The organism is Sphingobium sp. B11D3D, assembly GCF_025961755.1.
Taxonomy (GTDB): Bacteria; Pseudomonadota; Alphaproteobacteria; order Sphingomonadales; family Sphingomonadaceae; genus Sphingobium.
Genome location: NZ_JAOQOG010000001.1, coordinates 2,345,730 through 2,369,750 on the forward strand (window position 1 = coordinate 2,345,730; position 24,021 = coordinate 2,369,750).

The following is a 24,021-nucleotide window of genomic DNA, read 5'->3' on the forward strand; positions in this document are numbered from 1 at the left end:
GGATCGAAGACCCGGCGCCTTTTTAGCGCTTATCTCAGTCTATTTACCGTACCGAACCGCGACGAACCAGATTGACGATCGCGAGCAGCACGATGGCGCCAAGCAGCGAAACGATGATCGAGGTCAGATTGATCGCACCCGACGTGATCGGAGCGGCGCCGAGGATCGGGGACAGCAGGAAGCCGGCGAGAACCGCACCGACAATACCCACCACGATATTCAGCAAAATGCCTTGCTGGGCATCGGTGCGCATGATCAGACTGGCAAGCCAACCAACAATGCCACCGACAATAAGAAGAATGATAAGGCCCATATTCCGTCTCCCTCAGTGATGTTGAAGGCAAAACAATTGTCTGAGGAATTCGTTCCGTTCTTGCTGAACGGATAGTTGACAAATGCCGTCATCTTGGATGGAGTGCAGGGTGCGACATGGGCCCATCTTGCGGCCGTAACTTTACACAAGTTACAGTCCCAATTGCGCCTCGATCACGCGCCGCAAGTCTTCGAGGCGATAGGGCTTCTTGAGAATAGCCACCGCGTTCTGACGTTCCGCCCCGTCCATCGCGTCACCCGCGCCGGTTGCGAAGGCGAACGGGACGCCCTTGTCCGCGAGACGGGCCGCGACGGGAAGGCTGTCTTCCTCATCCCCAAGCTTGAGATCGAGCAGCCCGAAATCGAACGCGACCTCGTTCACGAATGCCAGCGCCTCGGCGAGGTTGGCGGCCACCCGCACATCCGTGATGCCCAGGTCTTCGAGCAGGGCTTCGGTATTCATCGCGATGATCGGATTATCTTCGACCAGAAGAACGGCGTGGGGGCGTGGCGACAAGGGCGAGCCTGTTAGCAAGGATTGACGGGATGACTATGCGCACCCGCCCGAGGCGATCCACAGCGTTGCGATGGACCGAACCAAGTGCGGGTCTTTACGCTTGTTTCGAGATTAAAGGCTGGCGACCTTGTCGAGATCCGCCAGCATTTCCGTGTGAGAGACGGCGCGGCTCTTCGAGCGCCCGCCCTTCTCACCCTCGTCGCCGAGCATGTCTTCCAGGCTCCGGCGGGCGCGCGCGACGCGGCTTTTCATCGTGCCGACCGCACATTGGGCGATGTCCGCCGCTTCCTCGTAGCTGAAGCCACCGGCCCCGACGAGCAGCAAGGCCTCGCGACGTTCGGGCGACAGGCGCATCATCGCGGCCCGAAGATCGCCCATGTGCAGGCCGTCTTCCTGCCCGGCGGGCTGGCTCAGCAGCTTTTCGGCGAGGTCGGGATCATAATCGCCGCGGAACCGGTTGCGTCGCGCTTCGCTCAGATAGACGTTGCGCAGGATGACGAATGTCCAGCTTCGCATGCTGGTGCCGGGCTGGAAGGAATCCCGTGCAGCCCAAGCCTTGAGCATCGTCTCCTGAACGAGGTCGTCGGCATAGTCCGGGCGGCCGCACAAACCTCTCGCGAAAGCGCGAAGGTGCGGAAGAACGCCGGTCATCTCCGTACGAAAATCATAATTTTTCGGGATGTTACTGGCTGTCACCGCTTTTATCCAGCTTCTTGAGGAGCGCCACGAAATCGTCCGGCAATTGCTCGTCGACGACTTCATCGTACATCCGCCTCAAGCCTTCGGCCCAAACGGGTTTTGCGCGACCACTGCGCTGCACGGAGTTCTTTCCGGGCTTTTCAGGCGTGCTGGACATGCCCCTACTTGCCTCGCAGAATATAGAATTGTTGAGATGTGACTGCACAACCGTTCCCAAAACCTCTGAAATCCAATTCCCGCCCCCTCGTAAAGTGACTGATGTGCGTTCCGGAGCGCAGCTCACGCCGCGACAGCGCGCAACATCCAGACATTTTCCTCATGCTTTCCGATGCGAGCTGTCAACATGTCTGCACTAAAGACATCGTCGCCTTCTTCGGCGACCGCGACAGCCTCGCGAAGACGCCTGGCGACCGCTTCGTTATCCTTGATCAGCGCATCAATCATCTCGGCGGAGGACTGGACCGTCTTGCTGCTCTCCACCACGCTGCGCTCGGCGTAGTCGCCAAAGGCTGCAGGAGCGATGTGGCCAAGCGCCCGAATGCGCTCCGCCAGCGCGTCGATGGCCAGCGCCAGATCCTCATATTGGGCTTCGGTCAGCTTGTGCAGACCAAAGAAGCTCGGCCCGACGATGTTCCAATGCACACCCAGCGTCTTGAGATACAGCGAGAAACTGTCAGCCAGAGCATCGGCAAGCTTGTCGGCAATCGCATCGACATTCTGCCGATCGATCCCGGTGTTGAAGGCCGCATCTTTCGGCTTTGCATTCAGGGCGCTATTCGCCATCACTGATCTCCGCTGGGGGCGTACGAGTGGGGGAACGATCCCAAGGGGAAAGAGTTCCGATCTAACGGATCACGGCGCTTTGGCACCTCTTTGGTAATTTGGGTTCATGGTGAATTGGGATATTGGCAAACGTGCCAAGCGACGCTTCGATAGCTGGTTAAGAGAGTATCCCCGGGCGACGCCGATCGGGGTCTTCCTGTTTTCGCTTACGCTTGTTGGGGCCAGCGCGTGGTCTGTCGAAGTCGCGTCCGAGCGGACGCGGCGAGCGGCCGCCGTCATGCAGGCCGGGGAGATCGTAGCCGCTCTGCAGCGGCAGGCAGCCGCCAGTTCCGCCTATTTCCAGGCCACCAGCGCGCTCTTTCTCAGCGCAGACGGGGTCAGCCCCGAGTTCTTTCGCGACTTCATCACCCGGCTGCGCCAGGATTATGATTTTACGGGTGTCGTGGCTATTGGCTGGGCGCGCCACACCACGGCCGCGGAACTTCCGGGCCTGACGTCAAGCATGCAAGAAGCGGGTTATGAGAACTTCGCCGTCAACCCTGCTCCCGCACCGTCGAAGCAGGCGATGTATATCATCACCATCGTCGAGCCCAATTCCCTGGCCAATCGCCGCGTTCTTGGCTTCGACATCCATAGCGACGCACGGCGCGCCGCCGCGATCGACCGCGCGCTGCGCACCCGCTCCATGGCAGCGACAGACCCGGTCAAGCTGAAGATCGACGAGAAGGCGGACCACAACACCGGCATCGTCGTGCTGCTGCCGGTCGCGCAGAATGATGAGGGACCAGTCAATGGCTTCATCTATGGCGCCATTCGGGTCGAGGAATTCATTCGCGCTGCCGTGAAACCGTCCTTGTTGGAAACCGGCCGGATCGAGATTTTCGATACCACCCCCGACGGGCAGGAGCGCATCTTTGCAGCCGGCGACAGCGAGAGGGTGGAAAGGCCGCTGGAGCAGCGCTTCTCCCTGTTCGATCAGCAATGGTCCGTGCGCTTCTATCCGGCCGGTGAGCACTGGCTCTACCCCCTCACACTGGTCGTGCTGGTCGGCGGCGTCTCCTTTTCGATGCTGCTGCTCGCGTACATCCTGCTCGTGCAGCGCCGCAACGAGGATCTCGTCGCGCTCGTCAATGCGCAGGCCGAGCGCGAGGCGGAACGCGCCGCCTTCGTGCGCGAACTCAATCACCGGGTGAAGAACTCGCTCTCCAACGTCACGTCAATCATCGCCCTGACCCGTCGAAACGCGACCGACATTAACAGCTTTGCCGACAATCTGATGGAGCGAGTGCGCGCGTTAGCCGCCAGCCACTCTTTGCTGGATGGCGCGCAATGGGGGCCAACGGACCTCAAGGCGTTGATTGAGACGCAATTGGGATCGCATGGCCACGCCCGCGGCCGCATCGTGTCCGATGGCCCCAATGTGCTAATCTCGCCCAACGATGCGCTGTCCATCGGCTTGGCACTGCACGAGCTGCTCACCAACGCGACACGATATGGCGCCTTGTCCGCCGATCAGGGCGAAGTGCATCTGCACTGGTTGGTGGGAGACGAGAAGATCTCGGTATCATGGGAAGAGCGCGGCGGCCCGCCGGTTGTGGAGCCGGTCAAGCGCGGCTTTGGCCTGAACCTGATCGAGCGGGCTTTGGCCCACGAGCTGGGAACGCCGATCCGCATCGACTTTTTGTCGAGCGGCCTCATGTGCACGTTCGATATCCCCCTGCGCAAACCGAAATCGTTCCAGTTGCGCAGGAAGGATGGCCCCGCTTAACGCAGCGGCGCCGTTGATCCGAAGAACGCGACCTGCCCGATCGTCGCGCGAACGAAGTCGTCGCTGAACGGCTTGGTGATCAGATAGGTCGGCTCGGGGCGTTCGCCGGTGAGCAGGCGTTCCGGGAAGGCGGTGATGAAGATCACCGGGACCGAGAACTTGCCCAGAATCTCGTTGACCGCATCGATCCCCGAACTGCCATCCGCCAGCTGAATATCGGCCAGCACGAGATCCGGTCGGTGCTGATCGAACAGCGCTACCGCCTGCGCGTGCGTCGCAGCGGTGCCCACCGCAACATGGCCGATAGAGGTCACGATTTCCTCGATCTGGAAGGCGATGAGCGGCTCATCCTCGATGATCAGCACGTTGAGACGGCTGCTGGAATCGATATCCGCCAGCGCGCTGTCGATCATCTCGCGAACATCGTCCTCAGGACAGTCGAGAATCTCGGCGATCTCGCTTTCCGAAAAATCTTCCACGGCGTTCAGCAGCAGCGCCTGACGTGCCAGCGGCGTCACCAGTTCGAGGCGATTGCTGGCAGCCGTGCCCTCATCCGAACCAAGGCCCCCGCTCATCGACAGCTCAGCGCCGGCGGAAGCGTAGATGCGCGAGAAGGCACTGAACAGGCCGGTCCGCGATGTGGAGATTTGCTCGCGCAGGCTGGAATCGGCCAAAGCCGCCTCCAGAAGCTCCCGCACGAAACTGTCACCCAGCGACTGAGACCCCGTCAGAATTCGAGCATATCGCCGCAGATAAGGAAGTTGCCGCGCGATAAGGTCGGATAGAGCCATATGAACGTGTCTCCTGCATTTCAGCCAGCGCTCACAACCAAGAACACCGCATGACGCGGTGGAGCACCAAAAGTGCGCGGAATGTACGGTTTCGACAGGGTTCCCCACAAGAAATTTATTTTTGCAAACCTCGGGAACCAACGCGATTCAGGTGCATTTGAGGATCAGCATTGACATTAGTCTGCCCCCGATAATGTCAGCGTCACTTGACCGGTTTCCGCTCCTCCTCACCCCCCAAAGTGCGGAAACCGGTCAACCACCCCCCCACATTATCTCCCGTCCTACCTCTGCTGAGCCCGTACGCGCGCGGCGAACAGAGGAACCATCCGACCGAACCACCGTTGGGTTCAGGAAGGTTATCACGAGGAGTTAAGCCATGCACATCCGCACAAACCGTTCCACGCCTCTGGAAGACGGCCGCGACGTGATCATAACGCTTCGCTCCCGCGCAGAGGATATTGCCGAGCGTGGTCTTGCCAGGGCAACAACGCTGGCGGAGCTGGCAGACGAGGCCGGCCGCCGGGCATCCCGGTTGGGGAAGGACACAGCGCGCAAGGTTTCGAAGGGCTCGAAATCCCTCGTTGAGAATGTGCGCGATCATGTCCCCGGCATGAAGCCCTCAGGCCTCGCGGCTTCGCCGGCCGCTCGGTTCGTCCGCCGCCACCCCGCCCTGCTCGTTGCCGTCGGACTGACCGCTGCGACGGTGGGATATCTCGCATGGCGCGCGCAGCAAGACACTGAAGAATCAGACGATTCTTCAGAGCGTTAATAAGCGAAAACCATTCTCTGCCAAATTAAGCGAGAAAGTTTTCGAAGGCCGGAACGAACCCGTCTATAGCTCGTTTAACGGGCAGATCTGGCACCATCAGGCTATTTTAGATGCTGCTAGCCCGGTGGTGCCAGATCCCCTCCTTCGCCTCGGACAGACCAGGGTCGCGTAGACACGGGCCGTGACACAGCCTCGACGAGCGCCCGCATCCCTAGAAAATCTTGACATCCGCGCCCGCCTTCATCATGGCGCAAGCGGTTGCCCGTGTGATCCACAAGAGTCACGCGCCCTCTATTCACGGAATTCTGATGCCCTTTGCCGATCTCGGCCTTTCGAACGAATTGCTGCAAGCCGTCGGCGAGGCGGGGTATTCAGAGCCGACTCCGATTCAAGCGCAGGCAATTCCCTCCGTCCTGATGATGCGGGACATCATCGGCATCGCGCAAACCGGCACCGGCAAGACGGCCAGTTTCGTCCTCCCGATGATCGACATTCTGGCGCAGGGCCGCAGCCGTGCGCGGATGCCGCGTAGCCTCATTCTCGAGCCGACGCGCGAACTCGCGGCGCAGGTCGCCGAGAATTTCGAGAAATACGGCAAATACCACAAGCTCTCGATGGCGTTGCTCATCGGTGGCGTCTCGATGGGCGACCAGATCAAGGCGCTCGAAAAGGGTGTCGACGTGCTGATCGCGACGCCTGGTCGCCTGATGGACCTGTTCGAGCGGGGCAACATCCTGCTGACCGGCTGTTCGCTGCTGGTCATCGACGAGGCGGACCGGATGCTCGACATGGGCTTCATCCCCGATATCGAGAACATCTGCACCAAGCTGCCCGCGAACCGGCAGACGCTGCTGTTCTCGGCGACGATGCCGCCGCCGATCAAGAAGCTTTCGGATCGCTTCCTGAGCAATCCCAAGTCCATCGAGGTAGCGCGGCCGGCAACCGCCAGCGCCAACATCACGCAGATGCTCGTGCCCGTCGCCGAGCGGGCCAAGCGCGAGACGCTGCGCTCGCTGCTCCGGAGCGAGAGCGCCGAGAGCGCGATCATCTTCTGCAATCGCAAGACGATGGTGCGGGAGCTGAACAAAAGCCTCAAGCGCCACGGCTTTCGGTCTGGCGAAATCCACGGCGATATCGATCAGGCCGCGCGCATCGCGGAGCTGGATCGCTTCAAGTCCGGCGAGATCAACCTGCTGGTCGCCTCCGACGTTGCCGCGCGCGGGCTCGATATCAAAGGCGTCAGTCACGTCTTCAACTTCGATGCACCCTGGCATCCGGACGATTATGTGCACCGCATCGGCCGCACTGGCCGTGCCGGCGCGACCGGCAAGGCGTTCACCTTTATCACCAACAGCGATGCCGAAGCTGTCGAGAATATCGAAAAGCTGATCGGCACGAAGATCCCGCGCCTCGACATGGGCACGCAGGCCGTCGACGATGGTGAGGACGAAGGGCGCGGACGCGATCGTCGCGGTGGCGCGAAAGGCGCATCCAAGCGTCCTGCCAAGGCACCCGCTCGGCGTGAGCGTAGCGCCGAAGCCAAGGGTGACCTTGAAACCGAATCGCCCGCCCGCGAGGCACGCCCCGCGCGGGAGGATGCGCGCCCGCCGCGTGAGACCCGTGAGGACCGCCAGCCCCAGCCACGGCGACAGGATGCCCGGTCTGACGCTGAGCGTCCCAAGGCCCCGCAGCAGCGCAATCGCGCGGATCAGGAGCCGGATGACGGATGGAACGGCCCCATGCCGGATTTCCTCTCCGTAGGCTTCAACAACTAAACCTGCCGACGATACAGACGGGAGGCTCGGGGACGCCGCAGCGCGCCTCCATGCCTGCCAACTGGCGGTGCGCAAACCGCCGATTCCGGTGCGATCCGACACTCAGGTCGCTATCGCAACGCGACGCGCCACCAACACGCAAAACCCGATTGCAATCGGCGCGGGCCTTGCCTATAGGCAGCCCTCCCTGGGGGCTGTAGCTCAGTTGGGAGAGCGCGTCGTTCGCAATGACGAGGTCAGCGGTTCGATCCCGCTCAGCTCCACCAGGGATTTTTCTTCCAGCCACGCTATCGCTCCCTCCCCGGCTTAAGCCGCGCGGCGGGAAGACGCATTTTCTGTGGACCGGTCCGCCTTTTTGGGGTTGCCACTCCGGCCATCCCACGGCATAGGCGCCGGACCTGATGACGGCTCCGCAACGGACCGACATGGATGGCCCCTTCGTCTAGCGGTTAGGACGCGGCCCTTTCACGGCTGAAACACGGGTTCGATTCCCGTAGGGGTCACCACTCAGACTTTCCCACATTATCAAGCGTAGCATTCCCCTAGTCGCGCCAGCGTCACTCCGCCGGGGCCATGGCGGTCGATGGGCCATTTGCCTCTTCCAGCGCCGCCAGATCGCCGCGCGCCCGTGCCTGCCGGCCGTAGACCAGCTCAAACAGCGGGCCCGCCATCACCGTCGTGACGATGGCCATGAGGACCAGCATCGCGAACAGCGTCGGACCGATAATACCCTTTTGCAGGCCGATGTTGATGATGATGAGTTCCATCAGCCCCCGGGCGTTCATCAGCGCGCCGATGCCCAGCGCCGTGCGATGATCCTCGCCCGCCAGCCGCGCGGCGGCCCAGCAGGCCCCGAATTTGGCGATCACCGAGACGAGCAGAATGGCCAGCGCCGTCAGGAGCAGCGGCACGGAGTTCACCATGTCCATCCGCGTGTTCAGGCCGGAATAAGTAAAGAACATCGGCAACAGCAGCACCACCACCAGCGGCTCGACCTTGCGCTTGATTTCCAGCGCAATCAGCCCGCGCGGCATACAGGCGCCGAGCAGGAAACCGCCGAAGATTGCGTGTATGCCGATCGCGTCCATGAGAAACGCCGACAGGCTGAACAGCGCAAGGACGATGGCGAGCACCGTCATGCTTATGCCGCCCTCCGCCTCAACGAAACGCCCGAGCGGGACGAGTAGCCGACGGCCCCACATCAGCATGAACCCCGCATAGAGCAGCGCGCCGACAATGGCGATCACCGCGACCCCCGGCCCGGCGCCGAAGGTCGCCAGCACGACCGCGAGCACGCACCAGGAGGCGGCATCGTCAAAGGCGCCCGCCGTCAGCGAGAGCGTGCCCAGCGACGTGTTGGCGAGGCCGCGCTCGTTGATGATCCGCGCCAGCATGGGAAAGGCTGTGAGCGCGATGCACGCGCCGAGGAACAAGGTGGCGCTCCCCCGCCCCACCCCGGCCGTGAACAGCCCGTCGATCGTCAACAGCCAGGGGGTGATCACCGCCGCCAGCATGAACGGCACGGCGATGCCCGCGGCCGACACCGCGCCGGCGGCGCGCGCCTTCGAGCGGACGTGATCGAGCCGGAGCGTCAATCCAACCAGAAACATATAGAGGCCTACGCCAAGCTGCGCGCCGACATAAAGGACGTTGCTGGTTTCGTTGGGGAAAATCGCGGCTTGCAGATCGGGCACGAACAGGCCGAAGAGCGACGGACCCAGCACGACGCCGGCGATCATTTCCCCGACCACCTGCGGTTGCCGGAACAAGGTGCGGCCGAGCCATCCAACCACCCGGCACGTCACAAGGATGACGGCGATCTGCAGGAAGAAGTGCACGCTGTAGTCGGATGGCGTGAAGCTCACAGCGGATTGAACGGCGGGGCCGTGGGGCGTCAAGACGCGGCCCAATTCATCCCAAAGCGATTGCTGCATCGCGCCCTGCTCCATGTGTCCTCCCCGATGGCCCGCTTGTCCCGCGCCTGACCAGAAGCTACCATGGTAGCGTTATCATTGGAAGCGAGGACTGCAGCGCCTGTGAATGGCCAACTGGCGCGTCTGGCCCAACAAAACGCGGCTACGCGCTGCCTATAGATTGTCCGGCGAGCTGGGGAGGCATCGGAAATCCGGCGATACAAAAACTTCCCGAGCGCAGCCGCACCCCGTTGCCTTTGCGCGCCCGGCCTCATATGTCGGAGTAATAAAGGGAGTCCCTCATGTCCGAATTCCGCTCGATCACTGCCGAAACCGGTGCGCCTTATGGTGATCCACTTCCCGTCCACGGCCCGCAGGATGTCGCCGCGGCCTGCGCTGCTGCCGAGGCGGCCTTCGAGGTCTATCGTGCGACGAGCCGCGAAGATCGTGCGCGCTTCCTGGAGCGTTGCGGCGAGGAGATCATGGCGCTGGGCGATGGCCTGATCGAAACCGCCATGCGCGAGAGCGGCCTGCCGCGCGCCCGGCTCGAAGGCGAGCGTGGACGCACCGTGGGACAGCTGCGCATGTTCGCCGATGTCGTGCGCAAAGGCTGGTGGCAGCAGTTGCGCGTCGATCCGGCGATGCCCGAGCGGCAGCCCCTGCCCCGTCCCGATCTGCGGATGCGGATGATCCCGCTCGGCCCGGTGGCGGTGTTCGGTGCCTCCAACTTCCCCCTCGCCTTCTCGACTGCTGGTGGCGACACGGCCTCTGCGCTCGCGGCGGGTTGCCCGGTCGTCGTCAAGGGCCACCCGGCCCACCCGATCACGGCCTCGCTGATGGCGCAGGCGCTGACGGCGGCGGTGAAGGCCTGCGATCTCCCGACGGGCGTGTTCAGCCAGATCATGGGGCCGTCGCACGAACTCGGCGCCGCGCTCGTCCAAGACCCCCGCATCACGGCGGTCGGCTTCACCGGCTCGCGCGCTGGCGGCCTCGCGCTGGTCAAGTTGGCGCAGGCCCGCCCGGTTCCGATCCCGGTCTATGCAGAGATGTCGAGCATCAATCCGGTGCTGCTGCTGCCGCAAGCCCTCAAGGCGCGCGGCGCTGCGCTGGGCACCGCCTTCGTTGGCTCGCTGACGATGGGCGCCGGCCAGTTCTGCACTAATCCGGGCCTGCTGATCGCCATGGAGGGCGACGGGCTCGATGCCTTCATTGCCAGCGCAACCGAGGGCGTGGCAACGGCCGCCCCACAGACCATGCTCACCACCGGCATTCGCGATGCCTATGGGAAAGGCGTTGCGGCGCTAACCGATCATGAGGCCGTCGAGACATTGGCCAGTGGCGATCCCGGTGAGGGCACGAGCGGCGGCGCCATCTTGTTCCAGACCAGCGCGCAGGCTTTCCTCGCCAATCCCGATCTCGCCGACGAGGTGTTCGGCGCGAGCGGCATCCTCGTGCGCTGCGCCGATGAGGCCGAGGTCATGGCGATCCTCAAGGCGCTCGAAGGTCAGCTCACCGCGACGCTCCATATGGACGCCGAGGATGAGCCGCTTGCTGCGCGGCTGCTGCCGGTGCTGGAACGCAAGGTGGGGCGTATCCTCGCCAATGGCTGGCCTACGGGCGTCGAGGTCTGCCACGCCATGGTCCATGGCGGCCCCTTCCCGGCCACGTCGGACGGGCGCACCACCTCGGTGGGGAGCCTCGCCATCGATCGCTTTCTGCGGCCGGTGAGCTACCAGAATCTCGCCCAGTCGGTGCTGCCAGAGCCGCTGCGCGATACCGCGCTGGGGGATGGCATCCCGCGCCTGTATGATGGCACTTTGCTCGCCGGTCGCTGAGGCCGGCACTCCCCGACGAGACAGCACGAACCGGCGCCCGCGCGGCGCATGAGGAATGGAAGAGGACGTCCAATGGCCACGCGTTTGCTGCAACATCAGGCACCTTCTGGCGCGCGATCCGTGATTCTCGCCGTGGATGACGAGGCTTGGCTGCTGCAGGGCAGCAGCAACATCCGAGCGCTGGCGCAGGACGCCCTCGCCCGGCGCCAATCGTTGCTGGAGACCGTGCAGCATTATGCCAAAGGTGCCTCTGTGGATCTCGCCGCCGCCTTCTCGGCCGGCGAATTGCTCGCGCCGATCGATCATGAAGACCCGGCCCATCTGCTGATGACCGGCACCGGTCTTACCCATCTCGGCTCCGCGGAAGGGCGGGACAAGATGCACAAGCAGGCGCTGCAGGCCGAAACGCTGACAGACTCGATGCGCATCTTTCTGGAAGGGCTGGAAGGCGGCAAGCCAGCGCCCGGTCAGATCGGCCAGCAGCCGGAATGGTTCTATAAGGGCGATGGCTCCCAGCTCCTCGGCCCGCACCAGCCCCTGGACATGCCAGCCTTCGCGCAGGATGGCGGCGAAGAACCGGAACTGGCCGGCATCTACATCATCGATGCAGACGGAAAGCCGTGGCGGCTCGGCTTCGCGCTTGCCAACGAGTTCAGCGATCATGTGACCGAGCGGCACAATTATCTCTGGCTCGCCCACTCCAAGCTCCGCAAGGCCGCGCTCGGGCCGGAATTGCTGCTCGGCCCTTCCCCAGCCCATATCGAGGGAACCAGCCGCATTCGCCGGGGGAATGAGGTGATCTGGGAGAAGCCTTTCCTCTCGGGCGAGGCGAACATGTCCCACAGCATCGCCAATCTCGAGCATCATCACTTCAAATATGCGCTGTTCCGCCGGCCGGGTGACCTGCACGTGCATTTCTTCGGCACGGCCACTTTGTCCTTCAGCGATGGCGTGAGCGCGCAGGAAGGTGACGTGTTCGAGATCAGCGCGGCTCCCTTCACGCTGCCGGTCTCCAACCCGCTTACGCGCATGGCAGAAACCCGCATCAGCCCGGGCGTGCTGTAATGAGCGCCAGCCCCATCCGCATCGCGCTGCAAGGCGTGGGCAAGATCGCGCGCGACCAGCATTTTCCCGCCATTGCCGCCAATCCCGATTTCGCCCTGACCGCAACCGTCAGCCGCCATCCCGCCGGCCTGGACGATATCCCCCATTTCAGCGATCTTGAGGCGCTGATCGCCCATGGCCCGGCGGTGGATGCAGTCGCGCTCTGCACACCGCCGCAGGTACGCTATGCGCTCGCCGCCCGCGCCATCGAGGCGGGTCTGCATGTGTTCCTCGAGAAGCCGCCCGGCGCCACCCTGTCGGAAGTCATTGCGCTGCAAGGTCTGGCGGAGGCGGCAGGCGTCACCCTCTTCGCCTCCTGGCATTCGCGCTATGCCGCCGGCGTGGAGCCGGCGCGCCAGTGGCTGGCCGAGCGGCGGATCGAGCATGTGTCGATCATCTGGCGCGAGGATGTGCGCGTGTGGCATCCGGGGCAGGACTGGATCTGGCAACCCGGTGGCCTTGGGGTGTTCGATCCCGGCATCAATGCCCTCTCGATCCTCACGCAGATCCTGCCCAACCCGGTGTTCCTCAAGGATGCCACGCTGCAATTCCCCGAGAACCGGGCGGCGCCGATCGCCGCCGATCTGCGCTTGTCCGACACGCTCGGCACGCCGATCCACATGGATCTCGACTGGCGCCAGACCGGGCCGCAGAGCTGGGACATCATCATAGAGACCGACGCCGGGACTGTGCATCTGGCGAAGGGCGGCGCTGTGCTCTCCCTGCCCAAGGGCACGGTCGAGAGCCCCGATGTCGAATATCCCGGCCTCTATGCTCGATTCGCCGAACTGGTGCGCGATGGGCGCAGCGATGTTGACGCCGCGCCGCTCTGCATTGTCGCCGACAGTTTCCTGCGCGGCCAACGCGTGCAGGTGGAAGCCTTCGAGGATTGAGCCGGAAAATCTGACTGTAAGGGGTTGCCGAATCCTGATCGGCCAATCATGATAACGCTACCAACAAAGAGTGGGGAGAGGACGATGAGCGTGTGCGGCGCGAGGCGGGGCTTGGGATATGCCCGACCTGTTCTGGCGCTCGGCTGTCTGCTTACGGCCAGCGGCGCATTGGCCGCCCCTCAGCTTTCCCCGGTCTGGACGGATCAGGCCGTCATCCAGCGCGACGAGCCTATCGTCATCGTGGGAACCGCCGCCCGAGGCGAGACAATCCGCGCCACTCTCGGCAGTGAACAGGCCGCAGCCACGGCGGATGCCAATGGCGCCTTCACCCTACACTTCCCTCCACGCCCGGCCAGCGAAACACCGCTGACGCTTCAGCTCTCGGGCGCGGATGGCAATGCTGTGACGGTGCGCGATCTGCTGGTCGGCGATGTGTGGCTGTGCTCGGGCCAGTCCAATATGGAGTTCCCGCTCGCACGGGCCTTGAACGGCCCGATGGTGGTGATGCAGTCGGGCGATCCCGGCCTGCGCCTGCTGCAAATTCCCAAGGCGACCGCCAGCCTGCCCGCGCCGCGCTTCGGCAGCCCGACGGCATGGACAGCCGCGACGCCGCAATCGACGCCGGAATTCTCCGCTGCCTGCTACTTCATGGGCAAGGCGTTGCGGGCGCAGCAACAGATCCCCATCGGCCTCATCCATGCGAGCTGGGGTGGCTCGCGACTGCGACCCTGGCTCACGCCGGATGCCGCCGAAGCGCTGGACGGCAAGGACGATCTAGCGATGCTGCGCCAACATGCCACCGATCCGCTCGGCGCCGTCACTGCCTTCGCCCCGCAATGGGAGCGCTGGTACCGAGACGAGGCCGAGAAGAGCGAGCCTTGGGGCAAGCCGGATATCCTCAGCTGGCAGGATGTGCCCGCCATTGGCGTGTGGAACGACTGGGCCGGCACGCGGCTCGCCAAGGATGCCACCGGCACCGTCTGGCTGCGCCGCACCGTGCGACTGACCGGTGCACAGGCCAAGGCTGGCGCGACGCTGGAACTGGGCATCATCGACGACATGGACATGACCTTCGTCAATGGCCGCGCGGTGGGCAATACGTTCAGCTGGGACGAGGCGCGCCGCTACGCCATCCCCCCTGCGTTTCTCCACGCGGGCGATAATGAGATCATGGTCGCGATCAGCAACAGCTGGGACAAGGGCGGTTTCACCACCGGTCCGGAACGGCTGAAGCTGACGATCGCAGGCGGTGCTGAGATCCCGCTCGCGCAAGGCTGGCACTACAGCATCGCCCCCGTCCCCAGCTTCCCGCCGCGCCCGCCATGGGACGGCAATGGCGGCCTCGGCGTCATGCACAATGCCATGGTCGCGCCCCTCGGGCAGATCGCCCTGCGCGGCGCTGCCTGGTATCAGGGCGAGAGCGACGTGGACGTCCCCGGCTATGCCCGCCGCCTCACCGCGCTTGCCGCAGGATGGCGTCACCAGTTCGGCAAGGACATGCGGATGCTCGTGGTGCAGCTTGCCAATTATGGACCCGCGCAGCTGGCCCCGGCGGTGTCCGGCTGGGCGACCCTTCGCGAGGACCAGCGCGCCTTCGTCAGCAGCGATGTCAATGCCGCCCTGGTGACCGCCATCGACATCGGCGAGCGCACCGATATCCACCCTGCCAATAAGGCGCTGCTCGGCGCCCGCCTTGCCATGGCCGCGCAGGGATCGCCTTTGCCAATGCCTATGCAGGCGATGCGGACGCAGGGGCGGATCAGGATCAGTTTCTCAGGCATCGAGGACAGCCTCGCCGCATGGAGCGCTCCCGCGCCCATCGGCTTCGAGCTATGCGGCGATGCGCAGGAGAGCTGCCGCTATGCGCAGGCGCGCATCTCGGGATCGGATGTGTGGCTCGATGACGATGGCCGCGCCGCCAGCCGGGCGCGCTATGCGTGGAGCGACAGCCCCATTGTCAATCTGTTCGATGGCCGCGCGCTGCCCGTACCCGGCTTTGAACTGCCGATCCGCAGCGAGGCGCAGCCCTGACACAAGATCATTCGCACTGAAGACATTCAAATAGGGGAGAGAGACTTTGAGATTTGCAACATTGGCCCTGCTGGCCACAGCCATGAGCATCCCGGCCTTCACCGCCGCGACCACGCCCGCCGCCGCGCAGGCTCGCGCCGGCGATCCGGTCGAGGTGCGGATCGACGCCACCAAGCCGGGCGTGACGATCAGCCGCGACATCTTCGGCCAGTTTGCCGAGCATCTTGGCACCGGCATCTATGGCGGCGTGTGGGTCGGCAAGGATAGCAAGATCCCCAATGTCCGCGGCATCCGCACTGATGTCGTCAACGCCCTGCGCGCCATTCGTACCCCGCTGGTGCGTTGGCCTGGCGGCTGCTTTGCGGACGAATATCATTGGCGCGACGGCGTGGGCCCGGCCAAGAACCGCCGCAGCTCGATCAATTCGAACTGGGGCGGCTCGGTCGAGACCAGCGCATTCGGCACCGACGAGTTCATGGATTTTGTCGGCCAGGTGGGCGCCGAGGTCTACCTCAACGTCAATGTCGGCTCCGGAACGGTGAAGGAAGCGGCAGATTGGGTCGCCTATATGACCGCCGATCCCACCACATCGGCCGGCAAGGAGCGCGCCGACAATGGCCACCGCGAGCCTTACAAGATCAAATATCTCGGCCTCGGCAATGAGAGCTGGAGCTGCGGCGGGGCAATGCGGCCTGAATTCTATGCCGACCAGATGAAGCTCTATGCGCGCTTCGTGCGCAACTATCACCCCGAACAGGGCGAAGGAAAACCCGATGCCATGCTGCGCGTCGCCGTCGGGCCGGGCGATGACAACACCGCTTACACCGAAGAGGTAATGAAGACCTGGAAGCAGCACGACTGGGCGTGGTCGGTCGAGAGCCTCTCGCTCCATCGCTACACGACCGGCGGCTGGCCGCCCTCCTACCCCAGCGACGCCTTCGATGAGGGCGCCTATGCCCGACTGGTCAAGGAAACGCTCGGGATGGACGACTTCATCAAGGCCAATGCGGCGGTGATGGACAAATATGATCCCGAGAAGAAGGTCTCGCTCGCCGTCGATGAATGGGGCGTGTGGCTCAAGCCCCTGCCCCGCACCAATCCGGGCTTCCTGCAGCAGCAGAACTCGCTGCGCGACGCCATTATCGCGGCGCTCAACATCAATATCTTCGCCCGCCATGCGGACCGGGTGAAGCTGACCAACATCGCGCAGATGATCAACGTGCTGCAGGCGATGATCCTCACCGATGAAGAGAAGATGGTGCTCACGCCCACCTATCACGTCTTCAAAATGTATGTGCCGTTCCAGGATGCGACCTTCATTCCGGTCAGTTTCCAGGCCGGGACGTACCAGCATGGAGACATCACCCTGCCGCGCATCGATGCCGTTGCCGTGAAGGACAAGCAGGGCAAATACTGGCTGGCACTGACCAATGTCGACACCCAGCGCGCGGCGCCGGTGACGGTGAACGTCGCAGGGCTGAACGTTCGCTCGGCCCGCGGCGAGGTGCTGACCGCGCCCAAGGTGGACAGCATCAACAGCTTCGCCGCCCCCAATACCGTCAGCCCCAAGCCGATTACAGGCAGCGTGCGCGGCGGCAAGCTGACGATCGACATGCCAGCCAAGTCCGTCGCGGTGATCGCGCTGGAGCCCTGATGTAGAAGCGGCGCGGGCAGGCACGATCGTGCCCGCGCCAGCCCTCCTGTTGCCACAAGGCCCCAAGTCCCGCTAATTGAGCCTCCAGCAACGTCCAGACGATCTGGCGGCAACAGGGGCATGACTATCAGCACGCAGGATAACAGCGCGGCCGGAAACGGGGGTTTGGGCGACAGCCCGACCGGGCTCCCCCGCTCGGCCAAGGGATCGGGCCGGCGGCTCCGCGGGGCTGTGGCCCATTATCTCGGCTCGGCGATCGTCTCCGGGCGGATCGCGCCGGGCGAGCGGCTGACGGGCGAGATTGAGAATGCCGAGGCGTTGGACGTCTCCCGCAGTGCCTATCGTGAGGCCATCCAGGTGCTGACCGCCAAGGGGCTGGTGGAAAGCCGCCCCAAGGCCGGCACGCGCGTGCTGCCACGCAGTCACTGGAACCTGCTCGACCCGATGGTGCTGGCCTGGGCCTTCGGCGGCGAGCCGGATGTGAATTATGTGCGCGACCTGTTCGAGCTGCGAGCGATCGTCGAGCCAGAGGCGGCGCGCCTCGCCGCCAAGCGGCGGGATCGCAATGATGTTGCCGCGATGAAGGATGCGCTGACCCGGATGCGCCGCTTCACGCTGGCCACCGAGCAAGGCCGGGAAGCGGACCGGGATTTCCACAGCGCCTTGCTTGCCTGCACCGGCAACGCCGTGCTCATGACGCTCAGCGCCAGTATCGGTGCGGCCGTCAACTGGACGACCCAGTTCAAGCAGCGGTCCGTCGGGCTTCCTCGTGACCCCGTGCCCGACCATATGCGCGTCTATGATGCGATTGCCGCCGGGGACGCAGATGCGGCGGCGGAGGCCATGCAGGTTCTCGTGCAGCTCGCCCTTGATGACACACGGGCGGCGATGCAGCGTCCTGCGGACGGCGAGCCAGGCGACCTCCCCTGACGCTTCCGAACGCAGATCGGCCCCGCCAACCGCCGGCTCGACTGAGCCAGAGATGGACGGGGCCGGAGCGATCCTGACTTAGGCGCCGTCGACCGCCTTGCTGACCAGCACATGGACTTCCACGCGGCGGTTCTGGGCCTTGCCTTCCGGCGTGGCGTTATCAGCGACCGGATCGGAAAGCGACATCCCGGCCGGGGCGAGCATGCGGTATGGCTTCCACTTGCAGGTCTGCTGCAGATAATTGAGCACGCTCGCCGCGCGCTTCTCGCTCAGCGTCTGGTTGAATTCCGGGTCGCCAGTCGAGTCCGTGTAGCCGACCACGAGCAGCAGGGCATTCTCGGTCGCCTCAGCCTGCGCGGCAGTGGCGCAGAGGTTCTGCTTGGCCATCGGCGAGAGCACCGCCTTGCCGGTGTCGAAGTTCACGTTGGTCGTGCTCTTGATGTTGTACTTGTCGATATCACCCATGCGGGCGCGCAGGGCGTCCGTCGCGGCCGTCTGCTCCTCAAAGCGCTGCGAGGTGCCGTTGCGGATCATTTCCGCCGTGCGCAGATCGCGGTTCTTGAGGTCGATCTTGCTGGCGACCAGACCGCCGCTGCCCTGCAGCGTGTCGACCTTGACCGGCAGGCCGTTCAGGAGCTGATCGGCACCCAGCTGATCGCGATTGAGGCCAAGGAAGCCGCCGCTGGCGGTAATACGGGTCGAACTGTTGACGGTAACCGTATTGCGCGTGCCATCGGTCGAGGTGATCTGCAGCTGGTCGCCATTGCGCGCAGAGATAATCCCCTCGATCTCCGGGCCCGCCGTCATCTGCGCGGAATCGGTGTAAACCGTCGTCGAGACATCCGCCTCAGGCGCGGTTTCCGTCTGCGCGAGCACGCTGCCGGACGCCACGCCGGTCATCAAGGCCAGCGTCATAAGAAGCTTGGAACTGGTGGAAAGGGTATTCATTGCGTTTCTCCTACTCGTCGATCGGCCGGGGTCTGCAGGATCGCAGCATCATCCGACCGCCGCTCGCGAGGTGCGTATTCGACTGTCAGAAACCCCTCCGTCATGAACTCTCCGAACCTTTCAATGCGGCGCAGGAAGCACCACGAGTTCCTGCGTGTTCAGGGGAACCTTGCGCATAGATGAACGGTTCCCCTCCCCCCACGTTAACCACCGGTAACCAGAGTAGATCATGCGGTAGGACGACTTTGCGCCGACTCAACTCGGCGATGAAGGCGCACAGAAATGCGATGACCGACGAACGGGCGGGATAGTCCTTATCGCTCGGCGGGGAGAGCGAGGCATGCCTCGTGGTAGCGTGTCGGCGCCTATTCCATCAGCGCCGCATCACCCCACGTCACCGGGTCGGGAAAGCGCTCAGCCTGCGCCGTCCGGGCGACCAGCTCAATGATGCGGACCCCGTCAACGGGGACATCGAACGACTGCGCCGCTTCTCCCGCTTGGGCCGGCCTGGAGCGCGCGAGCAGCTTGCCATCGCCGTAGACCAGGAATGTCACCGGCTGCTGGCGGGAGCGCGCGGAGTCATCCACTCCCACGGAGGCGACGAAGCGCCGAAACCCTTCATTGCGCACCTCCACCCGCGAATTGGCGAGAATGCCAAGACCGGTCTCGAAGTGCGTGCCGGCAATGGACAGCGCCTGCCCGAACGGCGTCTGGTCCAGCCGTGCCCCACCCCAGCCGCCATATTGGGTGCGCTCGCCTCCACCCTTGGTCCCGCGCCAGTGGAGCAGTCCGCGATACACCTGCGGGTCCGCCTCCGGCACGACCACGCCATCCTCCGCAGGATTGACCCGTGACGGCTGCTCGGAAAGATAGAGCCCTCCAACGAGCCGCCGCGCGCCCTTTGCGCGAAAGATCAGCGTCTCATACGGCGCGAGGTCGAGGGCTTGCTCGCCCGTGAACTGACGGTCTGCGCCCTGCCAGAGATCGGTGAGCCTGACCGGCGCACCGCTCGCGAACTTCAGATGGTCCGCTGTCAGCACCGCCTTGGCGGGCGCGGCCGTGCGGTTAAAAACCGCGACGGCTTTGTCGCCATCGGCAAGCGTCTTCACGAAAATCTGCACATCCTGCGAATCGAAGGCGAGGACCGCCTGATTGCCTGCGGGGTCCTGATTGAGCGCGACGATCCGCTCATTGCCGAGGATTGCCAACATCTGTGGCGAGGCCTTGCGCAGATCATAGCCGATGATCAGCGGCGCATTGACCATGGCCCACAGCACCATGTGCGAGCGCGCACGGACGGGGTTGGTCATGTCGAAATCCCCGGTGCCGACGAACAGCATGTCGGGGTCGTTCCAGGAGCCGGCGTGAGCATAAAGGGGGCGATGCGCGACGCTGTCGAGATTGTGCAGCATCCGGCTCCAGGTGGGGAAGATATCCTCGCTGGTGCGCGACATGTTGCCGACCGTTCGGGACCATGCCCGCGAGTCCGCCGATCCCCACAGGCACAGCGAATAAACATAATCCTGGTCGGGATTATGTCGCTCCAGCGCCTGCCGCACCTCGTCATACAGCGCCTTGACGGCCGGAATGTCGGTCCGCCCGAGCGACTCCACGTCGATCAGCGGATGGAGGCCGCGATATTGCCCTGCCTTCACGCGCGGGTCGCTGGGTGGCAGCCCGCGAATACCGCAGGCGTCGACCTTGATGAGGTCGAAGCCCCATTCCTTGAAGTAGAGCGCGATGTCCTGATCGACATGGCCGTAAAGGCCCACTTCGCGCTCCAGCACCGTGCCTTCGGGCTGGTTGGGGAAGGTCGATGTGAACACCTGCCCGCAGGAATTGCGGCCGATATCGGAATAAATGCCGGCCTTGAGGCCCATGGCGTGCAGCTTGTCGGTGAGCGGCCGAAAGCTGTTGCCGCCGCCTGCGATCGCCGCCGAGGGAAAAGTCTCGGTCCGGATCAGCATCCGCCCATCCGGCTGGCGGCGCTTGAGCCACCAGCCATCATCGATGTTGATGTAGCGATAGCCTTTTGCGGCGAGGCCGCTCTCCACGATTACCCGGGCCGAGGCCATCAGCTTGGCTTCATCGATATCACTGGTGAAGGCGTTCCAGCTGTTCCAGCCCATTGGCGGCAGCGGTGCATGCCCGCCGCTGTAGATGCTCCAGCGCCCCGTGGGCGCCAGCGGATCAACCATAGCGCTGCGGGCGGCATCCGGCGACGCGGCGGGGGTTGTCTGGGCGCCAGCTTGGATCGCTGCCAACGCCGCCGCTGCCGCCCCTACCGCCAGCCACAGACGGGACGCATGTCTGAGGGTCATCGGGCCGCGCCGGCTTTGGCAACCAGATGCGTACTGAAGAACGGCAGCACATGGTCCTGGAATCGGAACGCGACATGGCTGGTATGCGTGCCCTCGTACAGGGTGAAGCTGTTCGCGATGCCGTAGGAATCGAGGACCTTGTGCAGCGTCTCGGTGTCGGTCTTGAGACTATCCTGATCACCGACGTCCATCGCGATCGCGGCATAGCCTTTGAGCGCACCGATATACTGGTCGACAAAGGCCAATGGCGCATTGGCCGCCCATTTTGCCAGAATGGCATTGCGCTGCGCCTCATCGCCGCTTGGGAGATCGAGATAGAGCGGCGGCTTCTTGGGGTTGGGCGACCAGGCCGCGCCGACCGCAAGCTGCGCCCGCAGCGGGAATGGCAGGTTGGCCGAATCAGCGGGAGCTTTGACCGCCGCGATCTGCGCCAGCCCCGTCTCATCCAGCGCAAAGGCATCGCGCGCGGACAGGCAGCACGGGCTCATCAGATAGAGCGCCCCAAACTGATCGGCGTGCTTCATGCCGATCCGTGCCGCACCATAGCCGCCCATGGAATGGCCGACGAGGCCACGGCTCCGCGGGCTCGCCACCGTGCGATAGTGGCTGTCGATATAGGCGATGAGATCGTGCGAGATGAACCGCTCAAAGTCGCCGGTTGTCGCCGAGCTTGAGTACATCGAGCCATTGTGAATGGTCTTGCTGTCCGGGAAGACCAGGATCATCTCCTGCGCGCCCTTGGCCAGCGCACCCTCGATCACTTGCGGCACATGGATTTCGCCGATCCACTGCTCAGCGCCGATGGAATAGCCGTGCAGAGCGTAGACGACCGGATATCGCTTGGCCCGGTTGGCGGCATAACTGGGCGGCAGGACGACGATGACATCGCGATCGGCAGACTCGATTTCCAGATTCCCTGCGATGGCCGGGGAATGGACCTTGATACGCTCGACCGTCACCTTCGGCGCGCCCGGCACCGGCCCCGGCGCGTTGGTGGCAACCTGCGCCAGAGCCGGCGCGGCAGGCATCGCCAGGCACAGACCTGCCAGCAGGGCCGCGTGAATTGCGCTTTTCTTCCTAGTCATCCCATCCTCCTGTTTTTGATGATGATCAGCGGCAGCCAGTCAGCCACCGCGCAGTTGCTGCATGACGAGCGCCCGGATGCGCGTGTAATTGCCCTGCCGCAGCGGCCCCAACAGTCCGCGCTGCGCCTCCGGCAGATGGGCAAGCGGATGCCCGTCGCGCTGAAAAACATAATGATCGAAATAGGCGCGCCATGCTTCCCGCTCAGCCGCCGGACGCTCGGCGATGGCGATCATCGCCAGCATCATCGCCGTCATGGGCGCATCCGGGCCGGCGGAGAAGGCATCCCACCAGTAGTTGACGAGCATGTTGAAGGGCGCCGTCGCCTCTACCTGATGCCACCATAATTTGGGGAGGTAGAGCGCGTCGCCCGGCAGAAGCTCGACCGTAACGGCCCGCGCGCGGGCCTGCGCCATGCGGGGGTAACGTGGATCGCCCTCCGGCGCCGAGGCCGCGAGACTGACGGGCGGACCGGACAAGGTGCGGTCGATCGGCCCCACATACAGGTCGCCAATCGCATCGGGCGGAAACAGCGTGAAGCATCGTCGGCCCGCCACCACGCAAGCGAGATTCTCGAACGTGTCGTAATGGCAGCTCACATGGGATGCGTTGCCCAGCCAGATGCGCGGCACCACGCCCTGCGGCATGAATGGCAGGGCATTGTCCGCCTCAAAGCCCGGCACATAGCTGATGGTCGGCAGCGAGCCCATATACACCGTGCCATCGCCGGGGGCTTCGGCGCGCGCCATGATCTCCCACAAGCCCTCGCGCAGAGGCACCTCGCGCCGCTCGAAATTGAAGCCCTCCAGGTCATCGTCGTAAAAATAACGCCCGGCAATGTCCGGCGCGCCGACGAAGATTTCTCCCGGCCGGTCGGTGGCGAAACGGTCCAGATAGTCCGCGAGCGCACCGTCCGCCCGCGCCGCCGCACGGACGACGGGCCAATCGGCACACAGGCCGCGAATGACCGCAGGCCGGCAGGGTTCGACCAGCAGGCGCCGAAACGCCTCCGCGCCGGTAAGTGCCTCCCGGTCCATTTCGGCAATGACGGCCGCCATCGAGCTTCTCCGATCAACCGGCCCGGGTCAGCATCTGGTTGCGACGCTCGGCCAGCACCGGAACCTGTTTGAGCGACGCCGCGACGCAATAAGCCAGTTGAAGATCGCCATTGCGGAACAGCGCCAGCACGCTGGCATCGTCAAGATCGTGCAACCGATCGAGGCTGACCGTGTACAAGCCCGCCAACTCAATGGTTTCGCCATCGTCGAACCGCAGCGAGATATCGATCGGCTGAATGATGCCCAGGCGATTGAGCGTGGCGATGAAGCGCTCGGCCTCCTGCTGGCCGGCGACAATCTGTCCAAGCAACCGCTGCATATGCCGCGTGGTCGATGTCGCCCCGCCATCCTCATCGAACAAAGGCTCGCCGGACACTTCGCTCAGGCGGGGGCTGGCCCGGTCGATCGCGATATTCTCACCGGACACGAAGAAGGCCTCACGCTGCTCGTCGAGCGAGCGGAAAGGCGCCTTGCCGGAATGCGAGTCGACCAGCAGATTTTCGCCTTCCTTGAAGCCGAACAGGGCACCGACATAGAAGGCGCCGGTTTCCGGGTTCTTCGCGAAGAGAATCGGGCAAACCGCCGCAGCAGCCGCAAATTCCGACGGCAGGACCGGAACGAAGTTGCGCGTTTCCGGCGAAATCGCGCCTAAACGCAGGTGCCGATGGGCCTGCGAATCCAGAATTTCGAGTGCTGCTTCCATGCCATCCCTCTCCTCATTTTTCTTGCGATGGCGGGAGCGCGCTTCTGACCCCATTCTCCGCACCGCAATTCCAATCGCTGCAATCCACCGCAGGAATCGGACGTTTTCGGTCGATAATCCAGCCCTTTGGTGGG

The 24,021-nt window shown here is 64.1% G+C and carries 21 protein-coding genes and 2 tRNA genes; 11 read left to right on the top strand and 12 right to left on the bottom strand.

From position 1 onward, the window contains the following. Positions 1-43 precede the first annotated feature (43 nt). The 5 genes from M2334_RS11070 to M2334_RS11090 form a co-directional block, all read right to left on the bottom strand. Complete coding sequence (locus M2334_RS11070; RefSeq protein ID WP_264574847.1) at positions 44-313, bottom strand: GlsB/YeaQ/YmgE family stress response membrane protein; 270 nt, start codon at positions 311-313, stop codon at positions 44-46. A gap of 150 nt (positions 314-463) precedes the next feature. Continuing rightward, the gene (locus tag M2334_RS11075; RefSeq protein WP_264605429.1) at positions 464-829 is read right to left on the bottom strand and encodes a response regulator; all 366 of its coding nucleotides are present in this window, start codon (positions 827-829) and stop codon (positions 464-466) included. Between the two features lie 111 nt (positions 830-940). After that, positions 941-1,480, bottom strand: a complete 540-nt coding sequence (locus M2334_RS11080; protein WP_264572220.1) for a sigma-70 family RNA polymerase sigma factor — start codon at positions 1,478-1,480, stop codon at positions 941-943. 31 nt (positions 1,481-1,511) lie between these two features. Then, on the bottom strand, positions 1,512-1,685 hold the full coding sequence (locus tag M2334_RS11085; RefSeq protein ID WP_264569909.1) for a NepR family anti-sigma factor: 174 nt from the start codon (positions 1,683-1,685) through the stop codon (positions 1,512-1,514). Positions 1,686-1,807: 122 nt separating this feature from the next. Then, positions 1,808-2,311 carry a Dps family protein gene (locus M2334_RS11090; protein WP_264569908.1) on the bottom strand — a complete coding sequence of 168 codons (504 nt, stop codon included), beginning with the start codon at positions 2,309-2,311 and terminating at the stop codon, positions 1,808-1,810. A gap of 277 nt (positions 2,312-2,588) precedes the next feature. Here M2334_RS11090 and M2334_RS11095 point away from each other — a divergent pair, with 277 nt between their 5' ends. Then, on the top strand, positions 2,589-4,079 hold the full coding sequence (locus M2334_RS11095) for a CHASE domain-containing protein (RefSeq protein WP_264605430.1): 1,491 nt from the start codon (positions 2,589-2,591) through the stop codon (positions 4,077-4,079). Here the strand turns inward: M2334_RS11095 and M2334_RS11100 are convergent. Next, the gene (locus M2334_RS11100) at positions 4,076-4,870 is read right to left on the bottom strand and encodes a response regulator (RefSeq protein WP_181559218.1); all 795 of its coding nucleotides are present in this window, start codon (positions 4,868-4,870) and stop codon (positions 4,076-4,078) included. The genes M2334_RS11095 and M2334_RS11100 overlap by 4 nt on opposite strands. 376 nt (positions 4,871-5,246) lie before the next feature. On the opposite strand from M2334_RS11100, the gene M2334_RS11105 reads away from it, so the two are divergent. The 4 genes from M2334_RS11105 (at position 5,247) to M2334_RS11120 (ending at position 7,920) form a co-directional block, all read left to right on the top strand. Further along, positions 5,247-5,639: a hypothetical protein gene (locus M2334_RS11105; protein ID WP_264605431.1), complete on the top strand. Its 393-nt coding sequence runs from the start codon at positions 5,247-5,249 to the stop codon at positions 5,637-5,639. A gap of 308 nt (positions 5,640-5,947) precedes the next feature. Further along, the gene (locus tag M2334_RS11110) at positions 5,948-7,414 is read left to right on the top strand and encodes a DEAD/DEAH box helicase (protein WP_264605432.1); all 1,467 of its coding nucleotides are present in this window, start codon (positions 5,948-5,950) and stop codon (positions 7,412-7,414) included. A 190-nt stretch (positions 7,415-7,604) separates the two neighbouring features. Further along, positions 7,605-7,680, top strand: a tRNA-Ala gene (locus tag M2334_RS11115). A 165-nt stretch (positions 7,681-7,845) separates the two neighbouring features. After that, positions 7,846-7,920 (top strand) — tRNA-Glu (locus M2334_RS11120). A gap of 51 nt (positions 7,921-7,971) precedes the next feature. Here M2334_RS11120 and M2334_RS11125 read toward each other — a convergent pair. Then, positions 7,972-9,348 carry a cation:proton antiporter gene (locus tag M2334_RS11125; RefSeq protein ID WP_264594798.1) on the bottom strand — a complete coding sequence of 459 codons (1,377 nt, stop codon included), beginning with the start codon at positions 9,346-9,348 and terminating at the stop codon, positions 7,972-7,974. Between the two features lie 281 nt (positions 9,349-9,629). Between M2334_RS11125 and M2334_RS11130 the strand changes: the two genes are divergently transcribed. From M2334_RS11130 to M2334_RS11155, 6 genes are all read left to right on the top strand, one after another. Continuing rightward, positions 9,630-11,162: an aldehyde dehydrogenase (NADP(+)) gene (locus tag M2334_RS11130; protein WP_264605433.1), complete on the top strand. Its 1,533-nt coding sequence runs from the start codon at positions 9,630-9,632 to the stop codon at positions 11,160-11,162. A 72-nt stretch (positions 11,163-11,234) separates the two neighbouring features. After that, a complete protein-coding gene (gene araD1 / locus M2334_RS11135) occupies positions 11,235-12,227 on the top strand; it encodes an AraD1 family protein (protein ID WP_264605434.1) in 993 nt (330 codons plus the stop codon). After that, positions 12,227-13,159 (top strand): Gfo/Idh/MocA family protein, encoded by a 933-nt coding sequence (locus M2334_RS11140; protein WP_264584716.1) that lies wholly within the window; start codon positions 12,227-12,229, stop codon positions 13,157-13,159. The genes araD1 and M2334_RS11140 overlap by 1 nt, the downstream gene beginning before the upstream one ends. An 84-nt stretch (positions 13,160-13,243) precedes the next feature. Continuing rightward, a complete protein-coding gene (locus M2334_RS11145; RefSeq protein WP_264605435.1) occupies positions 13,244-15,190 on the top strand; it encodes a sialate O-acetylesterase in 1,947 nt (648 codons plus the stop codon). Positions 15,191-15,272: 82 nt separating this feature from the next. Then, positions 15,273-16,844: an alpha-N-arabinofuranosidase gene (locus M2334_RS11150; RefSeq protein ID WP_264605436.1), complete on the top strand. Its 1,572-nt coding sequence runs from the start codon at positions 15,273-15,275 to the stop codon at positions 16,842-16,844. A 120-nt stretch (positions 16,845-16,964) separates the two neighbouring features. Further along, on the top strand, positions 16,965-17,774 hold the full coding sequence (locus tag M2334_RS11155; RefSeq protein ID WP_264605437.1) for a FadR/GntR family transcriptional regulator: 810 nt from the start codon (positions 16,965-16,967) through the stop codon (positions 17,772-17,774). 78 nt (positions 17,775-17,852) lie between these two features. On the opposite strand, the gene M2334_RS11160 is transcribed toward M2334_RS11155, so the two are convergent. From M2334_RS11160 to M2334_RS11180, 5 genes are all read right to left on the bottom strand, one after another. After that, complete coding sequence (locus tag M2334_RS11160; RefSeq protein ID WP_264605438.1) at positions 17,853-18,722, bottom strand: OmpA family protein; 870 nt, start codon at positions 18,720-18,722, stop codon at positions 17,853-17,855. A gap of 365 nt (positions 18,723-19,087) precedes the next feature. Then, on the bottom strand, positions 19,088-21,043 hold the full coding sequence (locus M2334_RS11165) for an NPCBM/NEW2 domain-containing protein (RefSeq protein ID WP_264605439.1): 1,956 nt from the start codon (positions 21,041-21,043) through the stop codon (positions 19,088-19,090). Continuing rightward, positions 21,040-22,128 carry an alpha/beta hydrolase gene (locus tag M2334_RS11170; RefSeq protein WP_264605440.1) on the bottom strand — a complete coding sequence of 363 codons (1,089 nt, stop codon included), beginning with the start codon at positions 22,126-22,128 and terminating at the stop codon, positions 21,040-21,042. Before M2334_RS11170 ends, M2334_RS11165 begins: the two co-directional genes overlap by 4 nt. Positions 22,129-22,167: 39 nt before the next feature. After that, entirely contained in the window at positions 22,168-23,184 is a 1,017-nt protein-coding gene (locus M2334_RS11175; RefSeq protein ID WP_413716442.1) for a cupin-like domain-containing protein, read from the bottom strand. A 13-nt stretch (positions 23,185-23,197) separates the two neighbouring features. Then, a complete protein-coding gene (locus tag M2334_RS11180) occupies positions 23,198-23,887 on the bottom strand; it encodes a SapC family protein (RefSeq protein WP_264584709.1) in 690 nt (229 codons plus the stop codon). Positions 23,888-24,021 lie beyond the last annotated feature (134 nt).

Excerpts from the sequence above, each read along its gene's own strand:
- M2334_RS11150 (WP_264605436.1), top strand. The coding sequence starts at position 15,273 with ATGAGCATCCCGGCCTTCACCGCCGCGACCACGCCCGCCGCCGCGCAG.
- M2334_RS11070 (WP_264574847.1), bottom strand. The coding sequence starts at position 313 with ATGGGCCTTATCATTCTTCTTATTGTCGGTGGCATTGTTGGTTGGCTT.
- M2334_RS11105 (WP_264605431.1), top strand. The coding sequence starts at position 5,247 with ATGCACATCCGCACAAACCGTTCCACGCCTCTGGAAGACGGCCGCGAC.
- M2334_RS11125 (WP_264594798.1), bottom strand. The coding sequence starts at position 9,348 with ATGCAGCAATCGCTTTGGGATGAATTGGGCCGCGTCTTGACGCCCCAC.
- M2334_RS11090 (WP_264569908.1), bottom strand. The coding sequence starts at position 2,311 with ATGGCGAATAGCGCCCTGAATGCAAAGCCGAAAGATGCGGCCTTCAAC.
- M2334_RS11095 (WP_264605430.1), top strand. The coding sequence starts at position 2,589 with ATGCAGGCCGGGGAGATCGTAGCCGCTCTGCAGCGGCAGGCAGCCGCC.
- M2334_RS11140 (WP_264584716.1), top strand. The coding sequence starts at position 12,227 with ATGAGCGCCAGCCCCATCCGCATCGCGCTGCAAGGCGTGGGCAAGATC.
- M2334_RS11145 (WP_264605435.1), top strand. The coding sequence starts at position 13,244 with ATGAGCGTGTGCGGCGCGAGGCGGGGCTTGGGATATGCCCGACCTGTT.
- araD1 (WP_264605434.1), top strand. The coding sequence starts at position 11,235 with ATGGCCACGCGTTTGCTGCAACATCAGGCACCTTCTGGCGCGCGATCC.
- M2334_RS11160 (WP_264605438.1), bottom strand. The coding sequence starts at position 18,722 with ATGAATACCCTTTCCACCAGTTCCAAGCTTCTTATGACGCTGGCCTTG.
- M2334_RS11110 (WP_264605432.1), top strand. The coding sequence starts at position 5,948 with ATGCCCTTTGCCGATCTCGGCCTTTCGAACGAATTGCTGCAAGCCGTC.
- M2334_RS11155 (WP_264605437.1), top strand. The coding sequence starts at position 16,965 with ATGACTATCAGCACGCAGGATAACAGCGCGGCCGGAAACGGGGGTTTG.
- M2334_RS11180 (WP_264584709.1), bottom strand. The coding sequence starts at position 23,887 with ATGGAAGCAGCACTCGAAATTCTGGATTCGCAGGCCCATCGGCACCTG.
- M2334_RS11165 (WP_264605439.1), bottom strand. The coding sequence starts at position 21,043 with ATGACCCTCAGACATGCGTCCCGTCTGTGGCTGGCGGTAGGGGCGGCA.
- M2334_RS11100 (WP_181559218.1), bottom strand. The coding sequence starts at position 4,870 with ATGGCTCTATCCGACCTTATCGCGCGGCAACTTCCTTATCTGCGGCGA.
- M2334_RS11170 (WP_264605440.1), bottom strand. The coding sequence starts at position 22,128 with ATGACTAGGAAGAAAAGCGCAATTCACGCGGCCCTGCTGGCAGGTCTG.
- M2334_RS11175 (WP_413716442.1), bottom strand. The coding sequence starts at position 23,184 with ATGGCGGCCGTCATTGCCGAAATGGACCGGGAGGCACTTACCGGCGCG.
- M2334_RS11085 (WP_264569909.1), bottom strand. The coding sequence starts at position 1,685 with ATGTCCAGCACGCCTGAAAAGCCCGGAAAGAACTCCGTGCAGCGCAGT.
- M2334_RS11130 (WP_264605433.1), top strand. The coding sequence starts at position 9,630 with ATGTCCGAATTCCGCTCGATCACTGCCGAAACCGGTGCGCCTTATGGT.
- M2334_RS11080 (WP_264572220.1), bottom strand. The coding sequence starts at position 1,480 with ATGACCGGCGTTCTTCCGCACCTTCGCGCTTTCGCGAGAGGTTTGTGC.